Genomic DNA, 18,082 nt, shown 5'->3' with positions numbered 1-18,082 from the left:
GATAATCTTTCTCGGATTCAATCAATAATTGAACCGCTCTTTCTCTGATTTCAGGGGTATATTTTACTTTTTTCATCGGGACATTCTCTCAGAAAGCTTGGTCTCCGACAAACCCGGTACGGTTCACAGGATGACACTGACTTGAACAAAGCTGAATTTCAGAAGCATACCTCACAATATAAGTACCTCTATACCAATACTCGTGTCGTACAACCGAAAGACAAAGTTTCTGTACTGAATGATGTGAACTTCCAACTGGAACTCATTCACAAAGATACAATCAATGTCGGCTATATCCTGAATTTACTGCAATCTGCAGTCAACAACACCGATCAGAAACAAAAGCAAAAATATCGTGAACAGGTGCAAGATCTACTGGCAAATAATCATACGCTGTACGACAAACAGGAACTGATCCAAAAGTTTCTGGATGAAAATATTCCACGCATGATCACAGGGCAAAGTGTAGAAGAAGCGTTTGCACAATTTTGGGATGTAGAAAAGGAAAGAGCGATTGATGAGCTTTGTCAAAAAGAAGCAATCAAGCCCGAAGTGTTCAAAGAAGTGATCGGCAAATATGAATACACCAAACGTCTGCCAAGTCGTGAAGATGTGACTGATCTACCTATTACTCGCCCCAAGATTTCAGAGCGTAAAACACTCATGAATACGCTAGTACTCAAGACCAGACAATTCATTGATAAGTTCTACACTGGGCTGTAGTTTCCATTGACCCTTACTCAATATACATATCTAAACAAACTCCCCAACCAAAACTGGTTTTAGCCCTATATCATCGGGCTAAGATCAGGTAAGCATAAATCCCCCATCCCCACACTTAAACTCATTTCTCTGCTCATAGCGAAACTTGATGATCAATCTTTATGATCGTTTTTTATTCATCAATTACGATACTCACATCGAAAGTGAGAATATAGTGAAATGAAAATGGGCGCTGTATTTTTTGATATTTGAGTTTAGCCCATCGGATTATCGAACAAATGGACCACATATGGTCTATGAAAATCCGGTGGTCTAGAATCTTCAGTCAACAAAAAACCCCATAAACCAAAGGCTTACGAGGTTGAATGTGGTGGGCCCAGACAGACTTGAACTGTCGACCAACGGATTATGAGTCCGCTGCTCTAACCAACTGAGCTATAGGCCCTACATGCTGAAAACTTTATTTATCAATAAGTTCAAGCGTCATGAATACTAGCTAAGATTTTTTTGAAAGACAAGTACTTTTATAACCACTTGAACACTTAGGCAGCAATCATCATGACTTGATTCGAAAGAAATTCTAGTTCTTTAATACTTCAGTCTAAAGACATGCAGAAAAATGGGTATATACAGATCAATTTAAGGCAGCCTAGCCTGAAATATTGACGTCAACCTCATAGAATAAAGCATACATTTGATAGATTTGACGTCTCAGTATATTTATAAAGTATCAAAAAATATTTGATAAAATATTAAAAATGATGGAAAAGTATATGAGCTGCAGAATAAAGAAAAATTAGAATTGAGACTTCATTTCTTTTTCTTTACGCAAATCCTGCTTAATTTCGATGAAAGACCATACAATTATAAGCACTAAAATCAATAAAGAGACTACAAAGGCTGTAATGTATGTCATAGTTTTCAATCTCAGAGTAGAAAGAACAACAAAATAGAAAGGATTAATACCCCTTCTCTTCTTCGACAAAAGTCTAATAACTAAATCTTGCTCTGGATAGTCATTTTTTCACCATTTTAAGACTTTTTTTATATCTAATAATACTTTTTTAATATCAAAATTTTTTATTTATACATTTTAGCTCTTAATATTTCAGTTTAAAAAGATCAAGAAATTATAGATTTCTACATTATTTACACGTTTTATTTGCCAGCCTATTGACTGAATGGCCGAACAAGAAGAAATTATGCAATTCTCCACATATGGCTTTTACTTAATCTGTGCTTATGCTAAATAAATTCATTGGCGAATCTGCATTTAAACTTGCGGGTTGGCAATATCATGTCGAACCAGATGTACTCGAAGACAAACAGGTCATTATTGGCTTTGAACATACTTCAATGATGGATGCGGTGCTGTCGATTGCCCTCTTCCAGATTTATGATCTTAAAGTTCATACCTTGATCAAAAAAGAACTATTTAAAGGACCTTTCAAACCGCTATTAAAAGCTGTCGGCGGTATTCCTGTTGACCGCAAGGCCAATAAAGATATCGTGACCCAGATGGTGGAGCATTTTCAGAATAATGAAAAGTTTAATCTGGTGATTGCACCAGAAGCGACACGTGCCAAGCAAGGTGAAGCACGTAAACCGATCCGTACCGGCTTCTGGCATATTGCCAAAGCTGCCAATGTGCCGATTGTGTTGCTATATGCCAATTCCAGAACCAAACAAGGTGGCATTTTAGGCAAGATTTATCCAACAGATCTGGCTCAAGATCTGGCCTTAATCAAACAGCTCTATAAAGATAAAGTGGATCTGGATATTGTCATTCCGGAATAAGCTCAGTAACAGTGCTCGACATGAACAGATCCTTTGCTGTTCATGTCCTCCTAAAGCATTTGTATAAATTTGAAAAATAAAATCAAAAACTGCACTATAGCATTCCCCTTTTCTATCAATTTAATACAATTTTTTTGTTTTATCCTGAAATCTCAAATCCAGACACTTTTTTTTAAAAAAAAGCTTATGGTAGAATTTCGGCATTCTGATAGGCATACAGCCAATCTACAAGGAGCAAAGTTCGCATGGCGGGTCATTCCAAGTGGGCCAATATTAAGCATCGCAAAGCAAAACAAGATGCGAGTCGTGGTAAGCTTTTTACCAAATATATTCGTGAATTAACCACTGCTGCAAAACTCGGTGGTGCAGATGCAGGAAGCAATCCTCGTTTGCGTGCAGTTGTTGAAAAAGCATTGTCTGTAAATATGACACGTGATGTGATCAACCGTGCCATTCAACGTGGTGCTGGCGGCGAAGATAATGATGACCTGAAAGAAGTAACCTATGAAGGTTATGGCGTAGGCGGTGTTGCTGTACTGGTTGAGACCATGACAGACAACCTGAACCGTACTGTACCTGATGTGCGTCATTGCTTCTCGAAAACTAATGGTAATTTAGGTACTGCTGGTTCGGTGGCCTATCTGTTTACCAAACGTGGCGAGATCACTTTTGAAGATGTTTCTTTAGAAGATCAAATCATGGAAGTGGCTTTGGAAGCAGGTGCTGAAGATATTGAAGTTGCTGAAGATGAAATTCTGGTCATTACTACACCTGAAAGCTTTGGTGATGTACAGGATGCACTCACTGCAGCAGGCCTGAAGTCTGATAATGCTGAAGTAGTCATGAGCCCTTCAACTAAAGCTGAAATTACAGATGTTGATCAAGCCAAAATGATTTTGAAAATGATCGATATGTTTGAAGATTTGGATGATGTTCAAAACGTGTATACCAACGTAGAGTTCACCGATGAAGTGATGGCGCAATTAGACGCTTAATCTTGGATCTAGACCAAAAACGCACCTGAGGGTGCGTTTTTTTTATGACGGTCTGCTACTTTCGCACTGGATTAAACTTTATTGAGTAATCCGCTACAGTTAAAGACATTATATTCTTTAATGACAAAGCTCGAATGCAATGCAACCACATGCTCAATTTTCCCGATACGTTTGAGCAGAATTTCACTATAATTTTCCATATCCCGCGCCACCACTTCGACAATAAAGTCTGCAGACTGACCAGTGACCAAAAAGGCATTAATCACTTCGGGAATACTTTCCAGCTCTTCCAGAAATTTGGCAAAAGTATCACTATCATGCTTACTCAGTGACACCTGTAATAGCACATGCAGACTAAAGCCCAATTTTTGGTAATTAATTTCACGTTTTAAACCACTGATAATATTCTGATCGATTAAGTGTTTGATCCTGCGATGAACCGAACTTACAGATAAATTCACCCGCTCTGACAGTTCATTCAGATTGACATCTTCATGGGTCAATATTTCTAGAATATGTTTATCGAAACGATCCAGTTCCATTTTTATACTCTTTCTTAATAATCAATAAAAATAGCAAAATATTGCACTCTCCCTGTTATACAATATTTATTTATTTTTCACAAAGTTTTCATATTCTGAAAATATTTTCCAAATCTTCTGCCATTTTATAAAGTAACTTTCAATCCTGAACCAGATAACCGTTAATCATATAATTCTAAAAAATGACCATGGTAATTTCTATTAATTATTTATTTTTTAATAGTTTAAGTTTAATTAGTCCAGTAAAATATAAGCCAGACCTTCAAGTACCCGCACAGTTCAGCCACTTATCTTTTACAAGTGTATAGAAATAGATTAAAACAAAGCCGCACTAAAAATAAAAATAGCATTTTTCAAAAATATTAAATAAGGAATGCTCATGGCTTCTAAAATTTTAAGTTTGATTAAAACCAAGGTGAGTCCTGTCTTAACGGCTGAAACACAAACTAAAAGCCTGTTAGGTGGCTTATTCGCTGGAACAGCCTCAGGTACGCTTAGCAATCTCATTGGCAGTCTAAACGGCTCTAATTCACAACCTTCCGTGAGCTCATTATTAAACAGCCTTCTCTCTGGACATAGTCTGAACAGCGCAAATATGAGCAATTTATTAATTCAGTTGTCTGGTTCAAATGCTTCATACGATTCAAAATATCAGCAGTGGTGGTGGTTCATCTAGCTTTGATTTTGGTTCACTGTTCAATCACTTTAGTAAAAATATTGATATCGACCCAAATAATCCTTGGGGTTAATCATCATCTCATTAAAAACGCGCAAATGCGCGTTTTTAATTTTAGGATTTGCCTTGAAGCTTATACACCACGCCAGTCTACTCGCGCATTGCGTTCGGTTCGGTAAATACGACAAATATATTCACCCAGAGGCAACGCATTTAAATGCTGCTGATAATCACGATATTCTTCGGACAAGGTTTCAAAATTTTCTTTTTCCCACGGCGTCCCCGGAATCGCCAATAATGGAGCAAGCATAGAACAGACAGCAATATCCGCCAGACCTAAACGATTTCCGACAAAATAATATCCACCTTGACTAACCAGCATCTGATTGAGTTGCTGTACAGTGACATCAATATGCTGTTTGGATTCCGCCACGGTTTCCTCATTCAATGCATAACCCTTGGCGACCATCGCTTTTAATAAAGGTTTAGAAAATTTTTCAAACTGGCGCAAATAGCCCTGCTCACCAATTAAAATATCGAGAGATTCATGATCGGAAGTCAGCGCTTGAGAGAGCATCCAGCGGCGGACATGACGACCCAGCTCCAGAGTAATTTCATTAATTTCTAAGGCTTTATTTCGAAAATGTCCTTCAGCATACAATAAACGATGTTCTGGATAAGTATCATCCAGATAAAGCGCAATCTGGGTTGAATCTGCAATCCATTTGTCCTGATCGCGCAAAATAGGCAGACGATTCTGTCCTGTTTTCAGTCGGGCAAAAGCCCGATGTACGCCGGGAATCAGGTTGTGAGCAACATAGTACAGCTCTTTATGGTCCAGCATCCAACGTGCTTTTTCGCAAAAGTGAGATAAAGGAAACTGGTATAAAGTTCGCATGCATGCTCCATGTTTATCGTTATTGGATCAGGGCGTATAGGCCGCTGTTTTATTCAGATACTTTAGTCACTCAATTTTAGAAAAACAATGTGATTTTTATCCAAAAGTACAATACTGGCTGATTATTCCTCTATATTCGGCGGACTCATAATAAATCCGGGAAAGCTCAGCGGAGCTTTTAAGTTATAAGAAGCATTTGATTGCAATAAACCACAAGTGCATGACCTGACTTTAGCCGTGCTTTCATGTAAAATCGGGGGCAATTTTTATATAACGCTTTTGTGAGTTATTTCATGGGTTTTAATTGCGGTATTGTCGGCTTGCCGAACGTTGGCAAATCTACACTTTTCAATGCTTTAACCAAAGCTGCTATTGCTGCAGAAAACTTCCCGTTCTGTACCATTGAACCAAATACCGGCATCGTGCCTGTTCCTGACCCACGTTTAGACAAATTGACAGCAATTGTTAAACCGCAGCGCGTGATTCCAACGTCTATGGAATTTGTGGACATCGCAGGTCTGGTCGCTGGTGCTTCTAAAGGTGAAGGCTTAGGTAACCAGTTCCTGGCCAACATCCGCGAAACTGATGCAATCGCTCACGTGGTACGTTGTTTTGAAGATGAAAACGTCATTCATGTGAATGGTCGTATTGATCCACTGGATGATATCGCAACGATTAATACAGAACTCGCGCTTGCAGACCTGGACGCGGTGGCGAAAGCGATTACCCGTTTGACTAAATCTGCCAAAGGTGGTGACAAAGAAGCAATTGCTACTAAAGCAGTATTAGAAAAAATCCAGCCTTTACTCGATGAAGGCAAACCGGCTCGCGCAGCGGATCTGGATGATGACGAACGTAAACTGGTACGTGGCTTTGGCTTAATGACGCTTAAACCAACCATGTATATTGCCAACGTTGCTGAAGACGGTTTTGAAAATAACCCGCATTTGGATGCAGTGAGAAAATTGGCTGCTGAAGAAAATGCAATTGTCGTACCTCTTTGCAACCAGATTGAAGCGGAAATTTCATTGCTTGAAGATGAAGACCGTGCTGAATTCCTGGAAGCGATGGGCATGGAAGAACCTGGTTTAAACGTGGTGATTCGTGCAGGTTATTCACTACTTGGCTTACAAACTTACTTCACCGCAGGTGTACAGGAAGTTCGTGCCTGGACTGTGAAAGTTGGTGCAACTGCACCGCAAGCCGCTGGTGTAATTCATACCGACTTTGAAAAAGGCTTTATCCGCGCAGAATGTATTGCTTATGATGATTTCGTGCAGTACAACGGCGAAGCGGGTGCAAAAGAAGCCGGTAAATGGCGTCTAGAAGGTAAAACCTATATCGTTCAGGATGGCGACGTTTTACATTTCCGTTTTAACGTCTAAGTATTTGCTGTGTGAAAAAGCCCCTTCTGGGGCTTTTTTATTACCTAGGAAATAAGATGACCGAGCGTAGAAAACTTACAGGCAACGCATAATTCACACATATTAACAATAATGATAATTATTCTCATATAAAAATATTAAATTCAGGCGTATGTTAAATCTAATGAAAAATAACATGACTTCATTCTAGCAAAGGAATCCTGACCATGAGCTATACCCTGCCTGTACTGCCATATCCCTATGATGCCCTAGAGCCTCATATCGATAGCAAGACCATGGAAATTCATCATAGCAAGCATCATCAAACCTATATTAATAATATCAATGCAGGGATCGCAGGAACCGAATGGGAAGATTTATCGGTCGAAGCCTTAATTAGCAAATTCAATGAAGTACCGCAGCAATTAAAACAGAACGTGATCAATAATGCCGGTGGACATGCCAATCACTCCCTGTTCTGGACAGTCATGAGTCCAGACGGTGGCGGCCATCCAGAAGCTGAAATTGCAAAGGCCATTGAACATGAATTAGGCGGATTCGAGGCATTTAAAGACACCTTTACCCAGGCAGCACTGAGCCGTTTTGGTAGCGGTTGGGCCTGGCTGAGTGTTGCGCCAGATCAAACACTTATTGTAGAAAGCAGCGCCAATCAGGACTCTCCACTGATGCATGGCAATATTCCCATTTTAGGTCTGGATGTCTGGGAACATGCCTATTATTTGCACTATCAAAACCGTCGTCCGGAATATATCTCGGCTTTTTTCAATGTCGTGAACTGGCAAGAAGTGAATCGTCGTTATCTGGAAGCATTGAACACGCTTTAGCTTTAAATATTTAAGGAGATCGACCATGTCTACACCTATTCTGATTAAACGCATAATTGGCAGCACACTCCTGATCTGTGGTGTATTTGTGATTTTATTAGAACATGTGTGGATACCCTCTTTTTAGAGTCTTGCTGTTGTCTCATCCTAAAAAAGCCAGTCTGAATGACTGGCTTTTATGCTTATAACTAAATGGCTAAAGGTTTATTGCATATTAGCAATCGCGGTGCCTTTTTGTTTGGGATCAGTATTTCCCAATTCAGGATTATCAATCGCATTCTGACATTGCAGTTTATCCCGCTCATAATCCGCCTGCTTTTGTTCCAGACTGCTGCCATTGTCGATCACGGTACGCGCCCAGATTTCCAGACTGGTTAAGGCTTTACGGCACAAGGCATATTTACCTTCAGTCACCGAATCGGTCATTTTGACATTAATACGCCAGTCTGTGCTCAGCTTACGTGCCGGTTGACGCACCTGGGTTTCCAGCTGATCCACTTCTTTATGATAAACCAGTGGATCGACTTTATTGATCAGTTGCCATGCCGCATTGGCATAGGTGGTCGCATCATTCGTCAGTTTAGGTGCCGGTTTAATTTCTGGCTTATCAGTCGATTGACTGTCATTCCCACACGCTTGTAACAACAATGCAGTGCTCATTAAAGCAGCTGTCAGCATCGTACGTGTCTTGAACATCCACATATCAGGCTCGCCAATTTAAACATTTCGGCACTATGCTATTAAATTCACGTAGAATACACAATCTTCATTTGACCCATCGTTCAACTCTCCTTCAAGGTGTGTCGTGTCTGAACAGAATCAACTCGCTACGCAACCTGCTGGCTTCTGGCAAGGTGCAAAAGATAGCCAAGCGATCATCTTCACTTATTTACCAGTGTCGTTTGCTTTTGGCGTTTCAGCCACTCAGTTTGGCTTTACGGCTTGGGAAGCGCTGTTTCTTTCCTGCTCGATGTATGCAGGTGCCAGCCAGTTCCTTGTGGTCGCACTTTTAGGCAGTGGCACATCTATCTGGATGACGGCATTAACGGTGATTGCCCTAGACATTCGGCATTTGCTCTATGGCCCTGCGCTGCAAAACCTGATTCAAGACCGGCTGAATTTAAAGAAAACCGCGATCTGGTCTTGGGGTCTGACCGATGAGGTTTTTGCTTCCGGCATGATCAAGCTCTCGCAACGGCGTCAGGAATGGTCTGAATCCTGGATGCTGGGTTTAAGCCTGTTTAGCTGGATGTCCTGGGCATTGGGATCTTTTCTCGGTGGTTTATTTGCCGATCAGGTCAGCAATCTGCCGCAATTCTTGCAAGCGGCTCTAGACTTCCTGTTACCTGCGCTGTTCCTGAGTTTCCTATTGGCTGCTTTTGAGAAGAAACATACTTTTGTTGTGGCTGTCACCATTCTGGTTTCTGCTGTGGCCTGTTACTTTATTGATCTGTCTGCCGCGATTTTCATTGGCATCAGTTCTGGTATTTTTGCCGGCCTGTTCAAGCACTATATCTTAAAACAGCCAGATCCTGAACATGCAGGAGATCAAGCATGAATCTAGAGATTATTCTGGTCGGCATTGTCGTCGGGATCGCCAATTTCGTCTCACGCTTCGGGCCTTTTTTTGTGATTCAGAAATTTCAGCAAGGCTCACAAAAACGCGGAGCATTGTGGCTAAAAATTGCCTTGGGTTCAATCGGCATTGCGGCAATCAGCTCCATGCTGGTAGTTGCTACCTTACCGCCATTATTAGCAACACCGAATAAAAGTATTGCGATGCTGGTCGGATTTATCGTACTCACTGCGCTTTACTTTAAATTCAAACGCATCGTGATGGCGACCCTGACCGCAGCACTGACCTATGGTCTGGTTTATACTTATGTGCCGATGACGTTTTAAGCTTGAACTGACTGATCAATCAAGATAAAGACTTATGCTTATGGAATAGTATAGGTCTTTATTATATAAAAATAATTAGCTGATCCCTATTATTTTTCCTAAAAGAAAAAGCTCAAATAAAATCATTTCCGTATTCTTTTATACTTTTTTAATACTCGACCAGTTGTAGATAGAAAAAAGCTATTGCCAAAACAGGATATACCGTCTTCAAATCAGTCTGACAGATCAGTGACATGACAATTACGCCTTACTTACCTCCAGAAAAACTTTATAAATAAAACTGTTGGACAATATCACAATTTTGTATGAATCTTGGCTTAACTGCCGGCTCAGTTCTGCTATGCTAAAAGTCCATAAAATCAAGCATGGATGACACACATGAGCGTGACTATTGGTACTCCCCTGCAAGCTTCTGCCTATAAAGTTCTATTATTGGGTTCTGGTGAACTGGGCAAGGAAGTGGTGATTTCACTACAACGTCTTGGGGTCGAAGTTCATGCTGCTGACCGTTATGAGCATGCACCTGCCATGCAAGTCGCGCATTATTCCTATACCTTGAATATGGCCGATGCTGAAGAATTAAAACAATTGATCCATCAAATCCAGCCGCATTTAATCGTTCCTGAAATTGAAGCCATTGCCACACAAGTACTGATTGACGTTGAAGAACAAAATATTGCGACCGTCATTCCTTCGGCTAAAGCAGTCAATCTGACCATGAACCGCGAAGGCATTCGCCGTCTGGCCGCAGAAGAACTGGGGCTGCCAACTTCAGCGTACCGATTTGCTGACACTTTAGAGTCCTTCCGTGCTGCCTGTGATGATGTCGGCTATCCAAACTTTGTCAAGCCGGTCATGTCCTCTTCTGGCAAAGGCCAGTCTCGGGTAAAAAGCTTTGCAGAGGTAGACACGGCTTGGGAATATGCGCAAACTGGTGGACGCGTCAATCAGGGTACGGTGATTGTCGAATCGCAAATTGACTTTGATTTTGAAATTACCTTATTGACTGTTCGTGCAAAAAATCCGGCAACCGGCGAGATCGAAACCTCTTATTGCGATCCGATCGGACATCGTCAGGACTCGGGCGATTATGTCGAAAGCTGGCAACCTCAGCCGATGACTCCGGCAGCGCTAGAGGAATCTAAACGCATTGCCCACAAAGTCACCACAGCACTGGGGGGTTGCGGAATCTTTGGTGTAGAACTCTTTGTCAAAGGCGACCAAGTATGGTTTAGTGAGGTTTCTCCTCGTCCACACGATACCGGACTGGTAACACTTGCCTCTCAATTCCAAAGCGAATTTGAATTGCATGCACGTGCGATTTTAGGCCTGCCGGTCAATACCACACGGCATAGTGTGGCTGCCAGCGCGGTGATTTATGCCGGGGTAGATGATCGTAATCTTTCATTTTCTGGCCTGAATCTTGCTTTAGCAGACGGCAATACTGATTTGCGCCTGTTTGGCAAACCTGAAGGCTTCGAACGGCGTCGCATGGGCGTTGCGACTGCACGTGCTGAAAGCATTGAACAGGCACGCGAACTGGCACTTCAGGTCGCAAATCAAGTTAGCATTAATCAAAACTAAGCTGAAATACCAACGGACCACTGTTCATGATCAATACCTTACCTCTGCTGAATTACATTAAAAGTAACCATGACATTAAAGCCATCAATCAATGGCGTAGTGATGTCGAAAATCAGCTACAGGAGAGTTTTGAAAATGGACAGCCGATTCGGGATATTATTCTGGCACGTTCCAATCTGATTGATGAAGCACTGCAATTTCTCTGGAAATATGCCGAACTGGATCAAACCGATTTGGCCCTGTTTGCTGTCGGAGGTTATGGTCGCCGTGAAATGCTGCCTTATTCTGATGTCGACCTCATGATCCTGTCAGAAGACGAGATTAGTCCAGAGCAGGAACAGCTGATTTCTACCTTCATTTCATTACTCTGGGATGTCGGTAATTTCAAACCGGGGATCAGCGTGCGTACCATCAATGATTGTGTCAGTCAGGCCAGTAGTGATCTCACCGTTGCCACTACGCTAATCGAAGCACGCCTGATTATTGGCAATGAGAACCTGTGCAAATGGCCACGGCGCATCGTGTCACGCACCTGGACCGATAAAACCTTCTTTGATGCCAAAATGGATGAGCAGCATAAACGCTATGCTCAGCACAACAATACCGAAAGCAATCTGGAACCGGATATTAAAAATGCACCGGGCGGTATCCGCGACATCAACCAAATCGGCTGGATTGCCAAACGACATTTCCGCGTCAACCGGATTTATGATCTGGTACATCTGGGTTTTATTTCAGAATTTGAACTGGGTGTGCTCGAAGAAGCTGAAAGTTTTCTCTGGGAGATTCGCCATCACCTGCACCGCCTGACCAAGCGTGACGAAAACCGCTTATTGTTCGATTATCAGCGTGATATTGCGGCTAAATTCGGCTATGTGCGTGATGAGGCGCATCATCCGAACTATCCGATCGAACAGTTTATGAAGCGCTATTATCGCAGCGCACAGCAAGTCTCCACACTCAATGAAATGCTGTTGGCCTACTTCAATGAATCTGTGATTACCCCACGTTTACCGCAATATGAACGCCAGATTGAGGAAATTAATGAAAATTTCAAACTGGTCGATGGCAAGTTAGCAGTTCAGCATCACAAGATTTTCTCGGAAAATCCAAGCGCGATTCTGGAAATTTTCTACCTGTTGGCCAATCGTCCTGAAATTCAGGGCATTCGTGCGCGTACCTTACGCCTGCTGACCTTGGCAGGAAAACGCATTGATCAGGATTTTCGTGATAATCCGGTGCATCAGGCGCTGTTTATGGCGATTATCCGCTCACCGCATCGACTCTACGACACCCTGGTGACGATGAAGCGTTATGGCGTACTGGGTAATTACATCCCGGCCTTTGGGCAAATTCTGGGCCTGATGCAATATGACCTGTTCCATATCTATACGGTCGATGCACATACCTTATTGTTGCTACGCAATTTAAATCGCTTTAAAGCACCTGAATTTGCCAAGGAATTTCCTGTGGTCAGTTCAGTGTTCCAGCGCCTGACCCGTCGTGACATTGTATATCTGGCAGCTCTTTTTCATGATATTGCCAAAGGTCGTGGCGGTGATCATAGTGAGCTTGGAGCAGCCGATGCCATTAAATTCTGCCGTAGCCATGGCTTTACCGAACGCGAAAGTAATCTGGTGGCCTGGCTGATCCAGAATCATCTGGTGATGTCTGTGACTGCGCAGAAAAAAGATATTTCCGACCCGGATGTGGTCAAAGAATTCGCAGAAAAAATGGGCGATATGGAGCATCTGGACTATCTGTATACCCTGACAGTTGCGGATATCAATGCCACCAATCCCAAGCTCTGGAATACCTGGCGCGCATCCTTGATGCGTCAGCTCTATACGCAGGCGCGTGATGTGATCCGTTCTGGTCTCGGCCGTCCGGTCGATTATCAGATGCTGATTGAAGACACCAAGTTTGAAGCCAGTGAACGTCTGGTCGAGCATTTCTCGCTCTATGATGTTGAAAAAGTCTGGCAGGAACTGGGTGATGATTATTTCCTGAAAGAAACCGCGGATGAAATTGCCTGGCATACCCGCGCCATTTTACAACATGGCGATAATCCTGCGCCTTTGGTGCTGATGCGGGCACATCGAAAATATGCTCAGGATGCGGTACAGATCTTTATTTATACTCAGGATAAACCGAACCTGTTTGCGACCACCGTTGCCATTCTGGATCGTATGAATCTGGATGTTCAAGATGCGCGGATTATTACCGCGACCAAAGCTTTTAGTCTGGATACCTATGTGGTGCTGGATCGCTTTGGTACCTTACTCACCGACCCTGAACGGGAAGCCACCGTCATTGAAGCCCTGAAAGACGCATTAAGCCATTCAGATGAATATCCGGGTCTGATGCAACGCCGCATTCCGCGTCAACTCCGTCATTTCGATATTGAAAATACAGTCGATATTACGATGAATGCGGCTCTGGATCAGAATATGGTCGAAATTGCGACTCTGGATCATCCTGGTTTACTTGCCAAAATTGGCGGTTTATTTATGATGCAAGGGCTGGATATCCACTCTGCCAAAATTGCCACACTTGGCGAACGTGCTGAAGATATTTTCTTTGTCACCAAAAAAAATGGCATCCCGATGAGCCCGACTGAGTCTCAAGAATTTGCAGCTGCACTCAAAGCTGCCCTGGATGAGGCTTCACATCAGGTCAGCGGTCAACACTAACACTCTGCTCGGTAACACATTTCATGAACTCTAGCTTGTCTTTATTGCACCCTTATCCCTTTGAAAAGTTAAATCGGCTTTTTGCGGATATCCAGCCTGCAAATATGCCATTAATTCCCCTGTCGATTGGCGAACCAAAGCATCCTGCACCGGAGTTTGTGAAACAGGCGATTATTGATAACTTTAAACATTTATCGACTTATCCCAACAGTAAAGGTCTTCCCGAACTACGTGAAAGTATTGCCAACTGGTTAAGCCGCCGCTTTAAGCTGAATAGCATCAGTGCAGACAGCAATATCCTGCCCGTTTCCGGTACACGTGAAGCAATTTTCTCTTTTGTACAAGCCTTGGTGAACCGAGAAGAGGCACCTTATGTGGTGATGCCGAACCCGTTCTACCAGATTTATGAAGGTGCGACGCTGCTCGCAGGTGCCAAACCTTATTTCATCAACTGTACTGAGGAAAATAATTACCTCGGTGACTTTGATGCCGTTCCGGCAGAAGTCTGGGAAAAAACGGCACTGTTATTTGTCTGCACGCCGGGCAATCCAACGGGTGCAGTGCTGTCTAAAGAACAGTTTAAAAAACTGATTGCCCTGTCGGATCAATATAACTTTGTGATTGCTTCAGACGAATGCTATTCGGAGCTGTGGTTTGATCAGGCACCTGTAGGTTTACTAGAAGTTTGTGCTGAAATCGGCCGGGATGACTATAAAAACTGCGTGGTGTTCCATTCACTGTCTAAACGCTCTAACCTTCCGGGTATGCGTTCAGGTTTTGTTGCCGGTGATGCCAGCCTGTTAAAACCTTATTTGCAATATCGTACTTACCACGGCGCAGCGATGCCGGTACAACATCAACTGGCTTCAATCGCTGCCTGGGATGATGAAGCGCATGTGGAAGAAAACCGGGTGCAATACCGTGCCAAGTTTGATTTATTTCAACAGGAACTCGGACATTTATTGCCACTCAAAAAACCGGATGCAGGTTTCTATTACTGGTTAAAAGTTGACAATGATGAAGCCTTTGCTAAACGCCTGATGGAAGAAGCACATATTAAAGTACTTCCGGGTCGTTATTTATCCCGCGATACTGAACAGGGTAATCCGGGTGAAAATCATGTACGTCTAGCACTTGTGGCCGATCTGGCGCAATGTGAAGAAGTCATTCAACGCCTGAAAGCCATCCTCTAAGTTTTAATCAAAACTAAAAAACCCACTGGTTTAAAGTGGGTTTTTTACTTGAAATCAGATGAGTTCTATTTTTATCTCATACTGAGAAAATAACACAGAGTCTTACAACACTTTTGCAATTTCATCTTCAAGCTCTTCAGGCTTGGTGGTCGGAGCAAAACGGTTCAATACCTTGCCATCACGGCCGATCAGGAATTTGGTAAAATTCCATTTAATTCCATTGCCTAAAATACCTTTGGAATTATTGGTTAAATAGCGAAAAATGGCGTGCGCTTCAGGGCCTTTAACATCCACCTTGGAAAACATCGGGAAAGATACCCCGTAATTCTTCTGGCAAAATTCACCAATCTGTTCATTGGAACCTGGATCTTGGCCGCCAAACTGGTTGCATGGAAATCCTAAGACCTCCAGACCTTGATCTTTATATTTCTCGTAAAGCTTCTCTAATCCTGAGAATTGTGGGGTAAAGCCACATTTACTTGCTGTATTCACGATTAAAAGTACCTTGCCTTCATAATCTGCAAGCTGTTTGCTTATACCATCTAACAATTCAGCTTCAAACTGATAAATGCTGGTCATGGATAGGTTTCCTCATCATTTTTTTCTTGTGTTTCTAATTCTAAAGAAGCCGAGTTTACACAATAACGTAAGCCCGTCGGTTCTGGACCATCAGGGAAAACATGCCCTAAATGTGCGTCACAATGATGACAAACAATTTCAGTTCTGACCATCCCGTGTGAAGTATCAGGTAATTCTTCTATGACTGAACTGCTCAGGGGACGGTAAAAGCTTGGCCAGCCACAACCACTGTCAAATTTGGTTTCTGAAGTAAATAAAGGTTCACCACAACAGCGACATACGTAAACACCATCTTGTTTGGTATTCCAGTATTTCCCGGTAAATGCGGGTTCGGTTCCCTTTTGGCGTGTAATACGGAACTCTTCAGGTGATAACTCTCTTTGCCATTCTCTGTCTGTTTTATTGAGTTTTCCCATGATTGCGTACCTTTTTATCTTGCTATTTAAAATAGGATAATCCTATATTTACGTGATTCAATTTAAAAATTCTAGTGTTTATTTAACAATTTACAAAAGACCTATAATAGCCAAAAAAGCAAAAAGTAAGCAAATATGCGGAAACAAAGTAAGCAACTTATGTACTAAATGCTTTTTTGTGAGCAAATTTAGTGTTAAGCTTAGTCATATTCTTGCTCAGGATTAAAAAATGTCGCAAAAAAAGAGCGTAATTTTTCAGAATTTACTTCCTGTGATCAGACAGTATCAACAGCTAGGATTTACCCATGAAAGAATTGTTGCTTTACTCAGAGATGAACATCATCTCGATCTGGTAACAACTGAGACATTTAAAAGTTATTTATACCGTTATGCAAAAGTGACCTCCACTCTTTCCGAGAACATCAAAATGCCGAACACTCTCCAAACCCCTCGCGAAATTAAGAAATCGTCTAAGCTCGAGCATGTTTGCTACGACATTCGCGGGCCTGTGTTACGAGCGGCCATCGAGATGGAAGAAGCGGGTCATAAGATTATCAAACTGAATATCGGCAACCCCGCCCCATTCGGTTTTGAAGCACCACAAGAAATCATCAATGATGTGGCTTTAAATCTACCAAATGCCATTGGCTATACAGATTCTAAAGGAATTTTCCCGGCACGTAAGGCGATCTGCCAGTATTACCAGCAAAAAGGCATTCTGGATATGCACGTCAATGACGTCTATATCGGTAATGGTGTCTCTGAACTGATTGTCATGGCCATGCAGGGTCTATTGGATGATGGCGATGAAATGCTGATTCCAATGCCAGATTATCCACTCTGGACTGCGGCAGTCAATCTGTCTGGCGGTACGGCGATTCATTATAAATGTGATGAAGAAAATCACTGGTATCCCGACATTGTCGATATGGAAAGTAAAATCACGCCAAATACCCGTGGTATTGTGATTATTAATCCAAACAACCCGACCGGTTCGGTTTATCCGCGTCATGTCTTGCAACAGATCGTGGACTTGGCCAAGAAGTATGACCTGATTTTATTTGCTGATGAAATCTATGACAAAATCATCTATGACGGTATCGAGCATGTCGCTGTAGCTGCCTTGGCAGGTGATCAGATTTGTGTATCATTTAACGGTTTATCAAAGGCTTATCGTATTGCTGGCTTCCGTTCTGGCTGGATGGCCATTACCGGCAATAAAACACGTGCAGCAGACTATATCGAAGGTCTGGACATGCTGGCATCTATGCGCCTGTGTGCCAACCATCAGGCGCAATATGCAATTCAGACTGCGCTGGGCGGCTATCAGTCCATTAATGACCTGATTCGTCCGGGTGGCCGTTTGTATGAACAGCGCAATATCGCCTGGGAAATGCTGAATGAGATTCCTGGGGTGTCCTGTGTCAAGCCTGAGGGTGCGATGTACTGCTTCCCGAAACTGGATCCGAACGTTTATCCAATTCAGGACGATGAAAAGCTGATGCTGGACTTGTTACGTGCCGAGAAAGTACTTCTGGTTCAAGGTACAGGCTTTAACTGGCCGACACCGGATCATTTTCGTGTGGTGTTCCTGCCGGCTGAAAATGAACTGCGTGAAGCCCTTACCCGTGTTGGCCGTTTCCTGGCCAAGATGCGTTAATTCCTGAAATAGACAACATAAAAAAATCGCATTTCTGAATGCGGTTTTTTATTTCTCTCCATATTCAAAGTTTCGACTTATAACATTTGGCGGATTCAAGCGGCAAGTGCAACAGTATAAAAACCAGCCATAACTTCACTAGGCGTATACCAACCTAGTGTTTTTCTAGGACGATGGTTGAGTGCAAATTCTATCTGCTCTATTTGTTCGTTTGA

17 protein-coding genes, 1 tRNA gene and 1 pseudogene are annotated in these 18,082 nt (G+C 42.5%); 12 read left to right on the top strand and 7 right to left on the bottom strand.

The genetic code is table 11. The features are described 5' to 3' along the window. Positions 1-141 precede the first annotated feature (141 nt). A complete protein-coding gene (locus tag FTU90_RS14585; protein WP_257222448.1) occupies positions 142-723 on the top strand; it encodes a hypothetical protein in 582 nt (193 codons plus the stop codon). 368 nt (positions 724-1,091) lie between these two features. Here FTU90_RS14585 and FTU90_RS14580 read toward each other — a convergent pair. Next, a tRNA-Ile gene (locus FTU90_RS14580) sits at positions 1,092-1,168 on the bottom strand. A gap of 797 nt (positions 1,169-1,965) precedes the next feature. On the opposite strand from FTU90_RS14580, the gene FTU90_RS14575 reads away from it, so the two are divergent. Both FTU90_RS14575 and FTU90_RS14570 read left to right on the top strand, forming a co-directional pair. Further along, on the top strand, positions 1,966-2,520 hold the full coding sequence (locus FTU90_RS14575; protein ID WP_005097390.1) for a 1-acyl-sn-glycerol-3-phosphate acyltransferase: 555 nt from the start codon (positions 1,966-1,968) through the stop codon (positions 2,518-2,520). Positions 2,521-2,765: 245 nt separating this feature from the next. Continuing rightward, complete coding sequence (locus FTU90_RS14570) at positions 2,766-3,515, top strand: YebC/PmpR family DNA-binding transcriptional regulator (RefSeq protein ID WP_180072995.1); 750 nt, start codon at positions 2,766-2,768, stop codon at positions 3,513-3,515. Positions 3,516-3,586: 71 nt separating this feature from the next. Here FTU90_RS14570 and FTU90_RS14565 read toward each other — a convergent pair whose 3' ends face one another. Further along, complete coding sequence (locus tag FTU90_RS14565) at positions 3,587-4,057, bottom strand: Lrp/AsnC family transcriptional regulator (protein WP_180072993.1); 471 nt, start codon at positions 4,055-4,057, stop codon at positions 3,587-3,589. A gap of 379 nt (positions 4,058-4,436) precedes the next feature. Between FTU90_RS14565 and FTU90_RS14560 the strand changes: the two genes are divergently transcribed. Then, complete coding sequence (locus tag FTU90_RS14560; RefSeq protein ID WP_257222447.1) at positions 4,437-4,733, top strand: hypothetical protein; 297 nt, start codon at positions 4,437-4,439, stop codon at positions 4,731-4,733. Positions 4,734-4,866: 133 nt separating this feature from the next. Here FTU90_RS14560 and FTU90_RS14555 read toward each other — a convergent pair whose 3' ends face one another. Further along, positions 4,867-5,631 carry a glutathione S-transferase family protein gene (locus FTU90_RS14555; RefSeq protein ID WP_005097394.1) on the bottom strand — a complete coding sequence of 255 codons (765 nt, stop codon included), beginning with the start codon at positions 5,629-5,631 and terminating at the stop codon, positions 4,867-4,869. 293 nt (positions 5,632-5,924) lie between these two features. On the opposite strand from FTU90_RS14555, the gene ychF reads away from it, so the two are divergent. Both ychF and FTU90_RS14545 read left to right on the top strand, forming a co-directional pair. Further along, the gene (ychF, locus tag FTU90_RS14550) at positions 5,925-7,016 is read left to right on the top strand and encodes a redox-regulated ATPase YchF (protein ID WP_005097395.1); all 1,092 of its coding nucleotides are present in this window, start codon (positions 5,925-5,927) and stop codon (positions 7,014-7,016) included. Positions 7,017-7,222: 206 nt separating this feature from the next. After that, positions 7,223-7,840 carry a superoxide dismutase gene (locus FTU90_RS14545; RefSeq protein WP_005097397.1) on the top strand — a complete coding sequence of 206 codons (618 nt, stop codon included), beginning with the start codon at positions 7,223-7,225 and terminating at the stop codon, positions 7,838-7,840. Between the two features lie 204 nt (positions 7,841-8,044). Here the strand turns inward: FTU90_RS14545 and FTU90_RS14540 are convergent, their stop codons facing one another. Continuing rightward, positions 8,045-8,542 (bottom strand): hypothetical protein, encoded by a 498-nt coding sequence (locus FTU90_RS14540; RefSeq protein WP_005097400.1) that lies wholly within the window; start codon positions 8,540-8,542, stop codon positions 8,045-8,047. Between the two features lie 103 nt (positions 8,543-8,645). Between FTU90_RS14540 and FTU90_RS14535 the strand changes: the two genes are divergently transcribed. From FTU90_RS14535 to dapC, 5 genes are all read left to right on the top strand, one after another. After that, entirely contained in the window at positions 8,646-9,398 is a 753-nt protein-coding gene (locus FTU90_RS14535) for an AzlC family ABC transporter permease (RefSeq protein ID WP_159138591.1), read from the top strand. Continuing rightward, positions 9,395-9,742 carry an L-valine transporter subunit YgaH gene (gene ygaH, locus FTU90_RS14530; RefSeq protein ID WP_100328993.1) on the top strand — a complete coding sequence of 116 codons (348 nt, stop codon included), beginning with the start codon at positions 9,395-9,397 and terminating at the stop codon, positions 9,740-9,742. Before FTU90_RS14535 ends, ygaH begins: the two co-directional genes overlap by 4 nt. A gap of 369 nt (positions 9,743-10,111) precedes the next feature. Continuing rightward, positions 10,112-11,326 carry a formate-dependent phosphoribosylglycinamide formyltransferase gene (gene purT / locus FTU90_RS14525; protein ID WP_180072991.1) on the top strand — a complete coding sequence of 405 codons (1,215 nt, stop codon included), beginning with the start codon at positions 10,112-10,114 and terminating at the stop codon, positions 11,324-11,326. A gap of 26 nt (positions 11,327-11,352) precedes the next feature. Continuing rightward, a complete protein-coding gene (gene glnD, locus FTU90_RS14520) occupies positions 11,353-14,019 on the top strand; it encodes a [protein-PII] uridylyltransferase (RefSeq protein ID WP_100328995.1) in 2,667 nt (888 codons plus the stop codon). Between the two features lie 23 nt (positions 14,020-14,042). Continuing rightward, positions 14,043-15,212, top strand: coding sequence for a succinyldiaminopimelate transaminase (dapC, locus tag FTU90_RS14515; RefSeq protein WP_180072989.1), 1,170 nt, complete (start codon positions 14,043-14,045; stop codon positions 15,210-15,212). A 102-nt stretch (positions 15,213-15,314) separates the two neighbouring features. On the opposite strand, the gene FTU90_RS14510 is transcribed toward dapC, so the two are convergent. Beyond that, positions 15,315-15,791 carry a glutathione peroxidase gene (locus FTU90_RS14510; RefSeq protein ID WP_180072987.1) on the bottom strand — a complete coding sequence of 159 codons (477 nt, stop codon included), beginning with the start codon at positions 15,789-15,791 and terminating at the stop codon, positions 15,315-15,317. Further along, positions 15,788-16,207, bottom strand: coding sequence for a peptide-methionine (R)-S-oxide reductase MsrB (gene msrB, locus FTU90_RS14505; RefSeq protein ID WP_005097408.1), 420 nt, complete (start codon positions 16,205-16,207; stop codon positions 15,788-15,790). Before msrB ends, FTU90_RS14510 begins: the two co-directional genes overlap by 4 nt. Before the next feature lie 229 nt (positions 16,208-16,436). Between msrB and FTU90_RS14500 the strand changes: the two genes are divergently transcribed. Continuing rightward, positions 16,437-17,867 carry a pyridoxal phosphate-dependent aminotransferase gene (locus tag FTU90_RS14500; protein WP_005170285.1) on the top strand — a complete coding sequence of 477 codons (1,431 nt, stop codon included), beginning with the start codon at positions 16,437-16,439 and terminating at the stop codon, positions 17,865-17,867. A 95-nt stretch (positions 17,868-17,962) separates the two neighbouring features. Here FTU90_RS14500 and FTU90_RS14495 read toward each other — a convergent pair. Further along, a pseudogene (locus tag FTU90_RS14495) lies at positions 17,963-18,082 on the bottom strand (IS30 family transposase); the annotation flags it as partial.

This window comes from Acinetobacter sp. YH12200, from assembly GCF_013418175.1.
In the GTDB taxonomy this organism is placed as follows: Bacteria; Pseudomonadota; Gammaproteobacteria; order Pseudomonadales; family Moraxellaceae; genus Acinetobacter; species Acinetobacter pseudolwoffii.
Note: the sequence above shows the minus strand (reverse complement) of the source record. Positions and strands in the feature narration are given on the sequence as shown.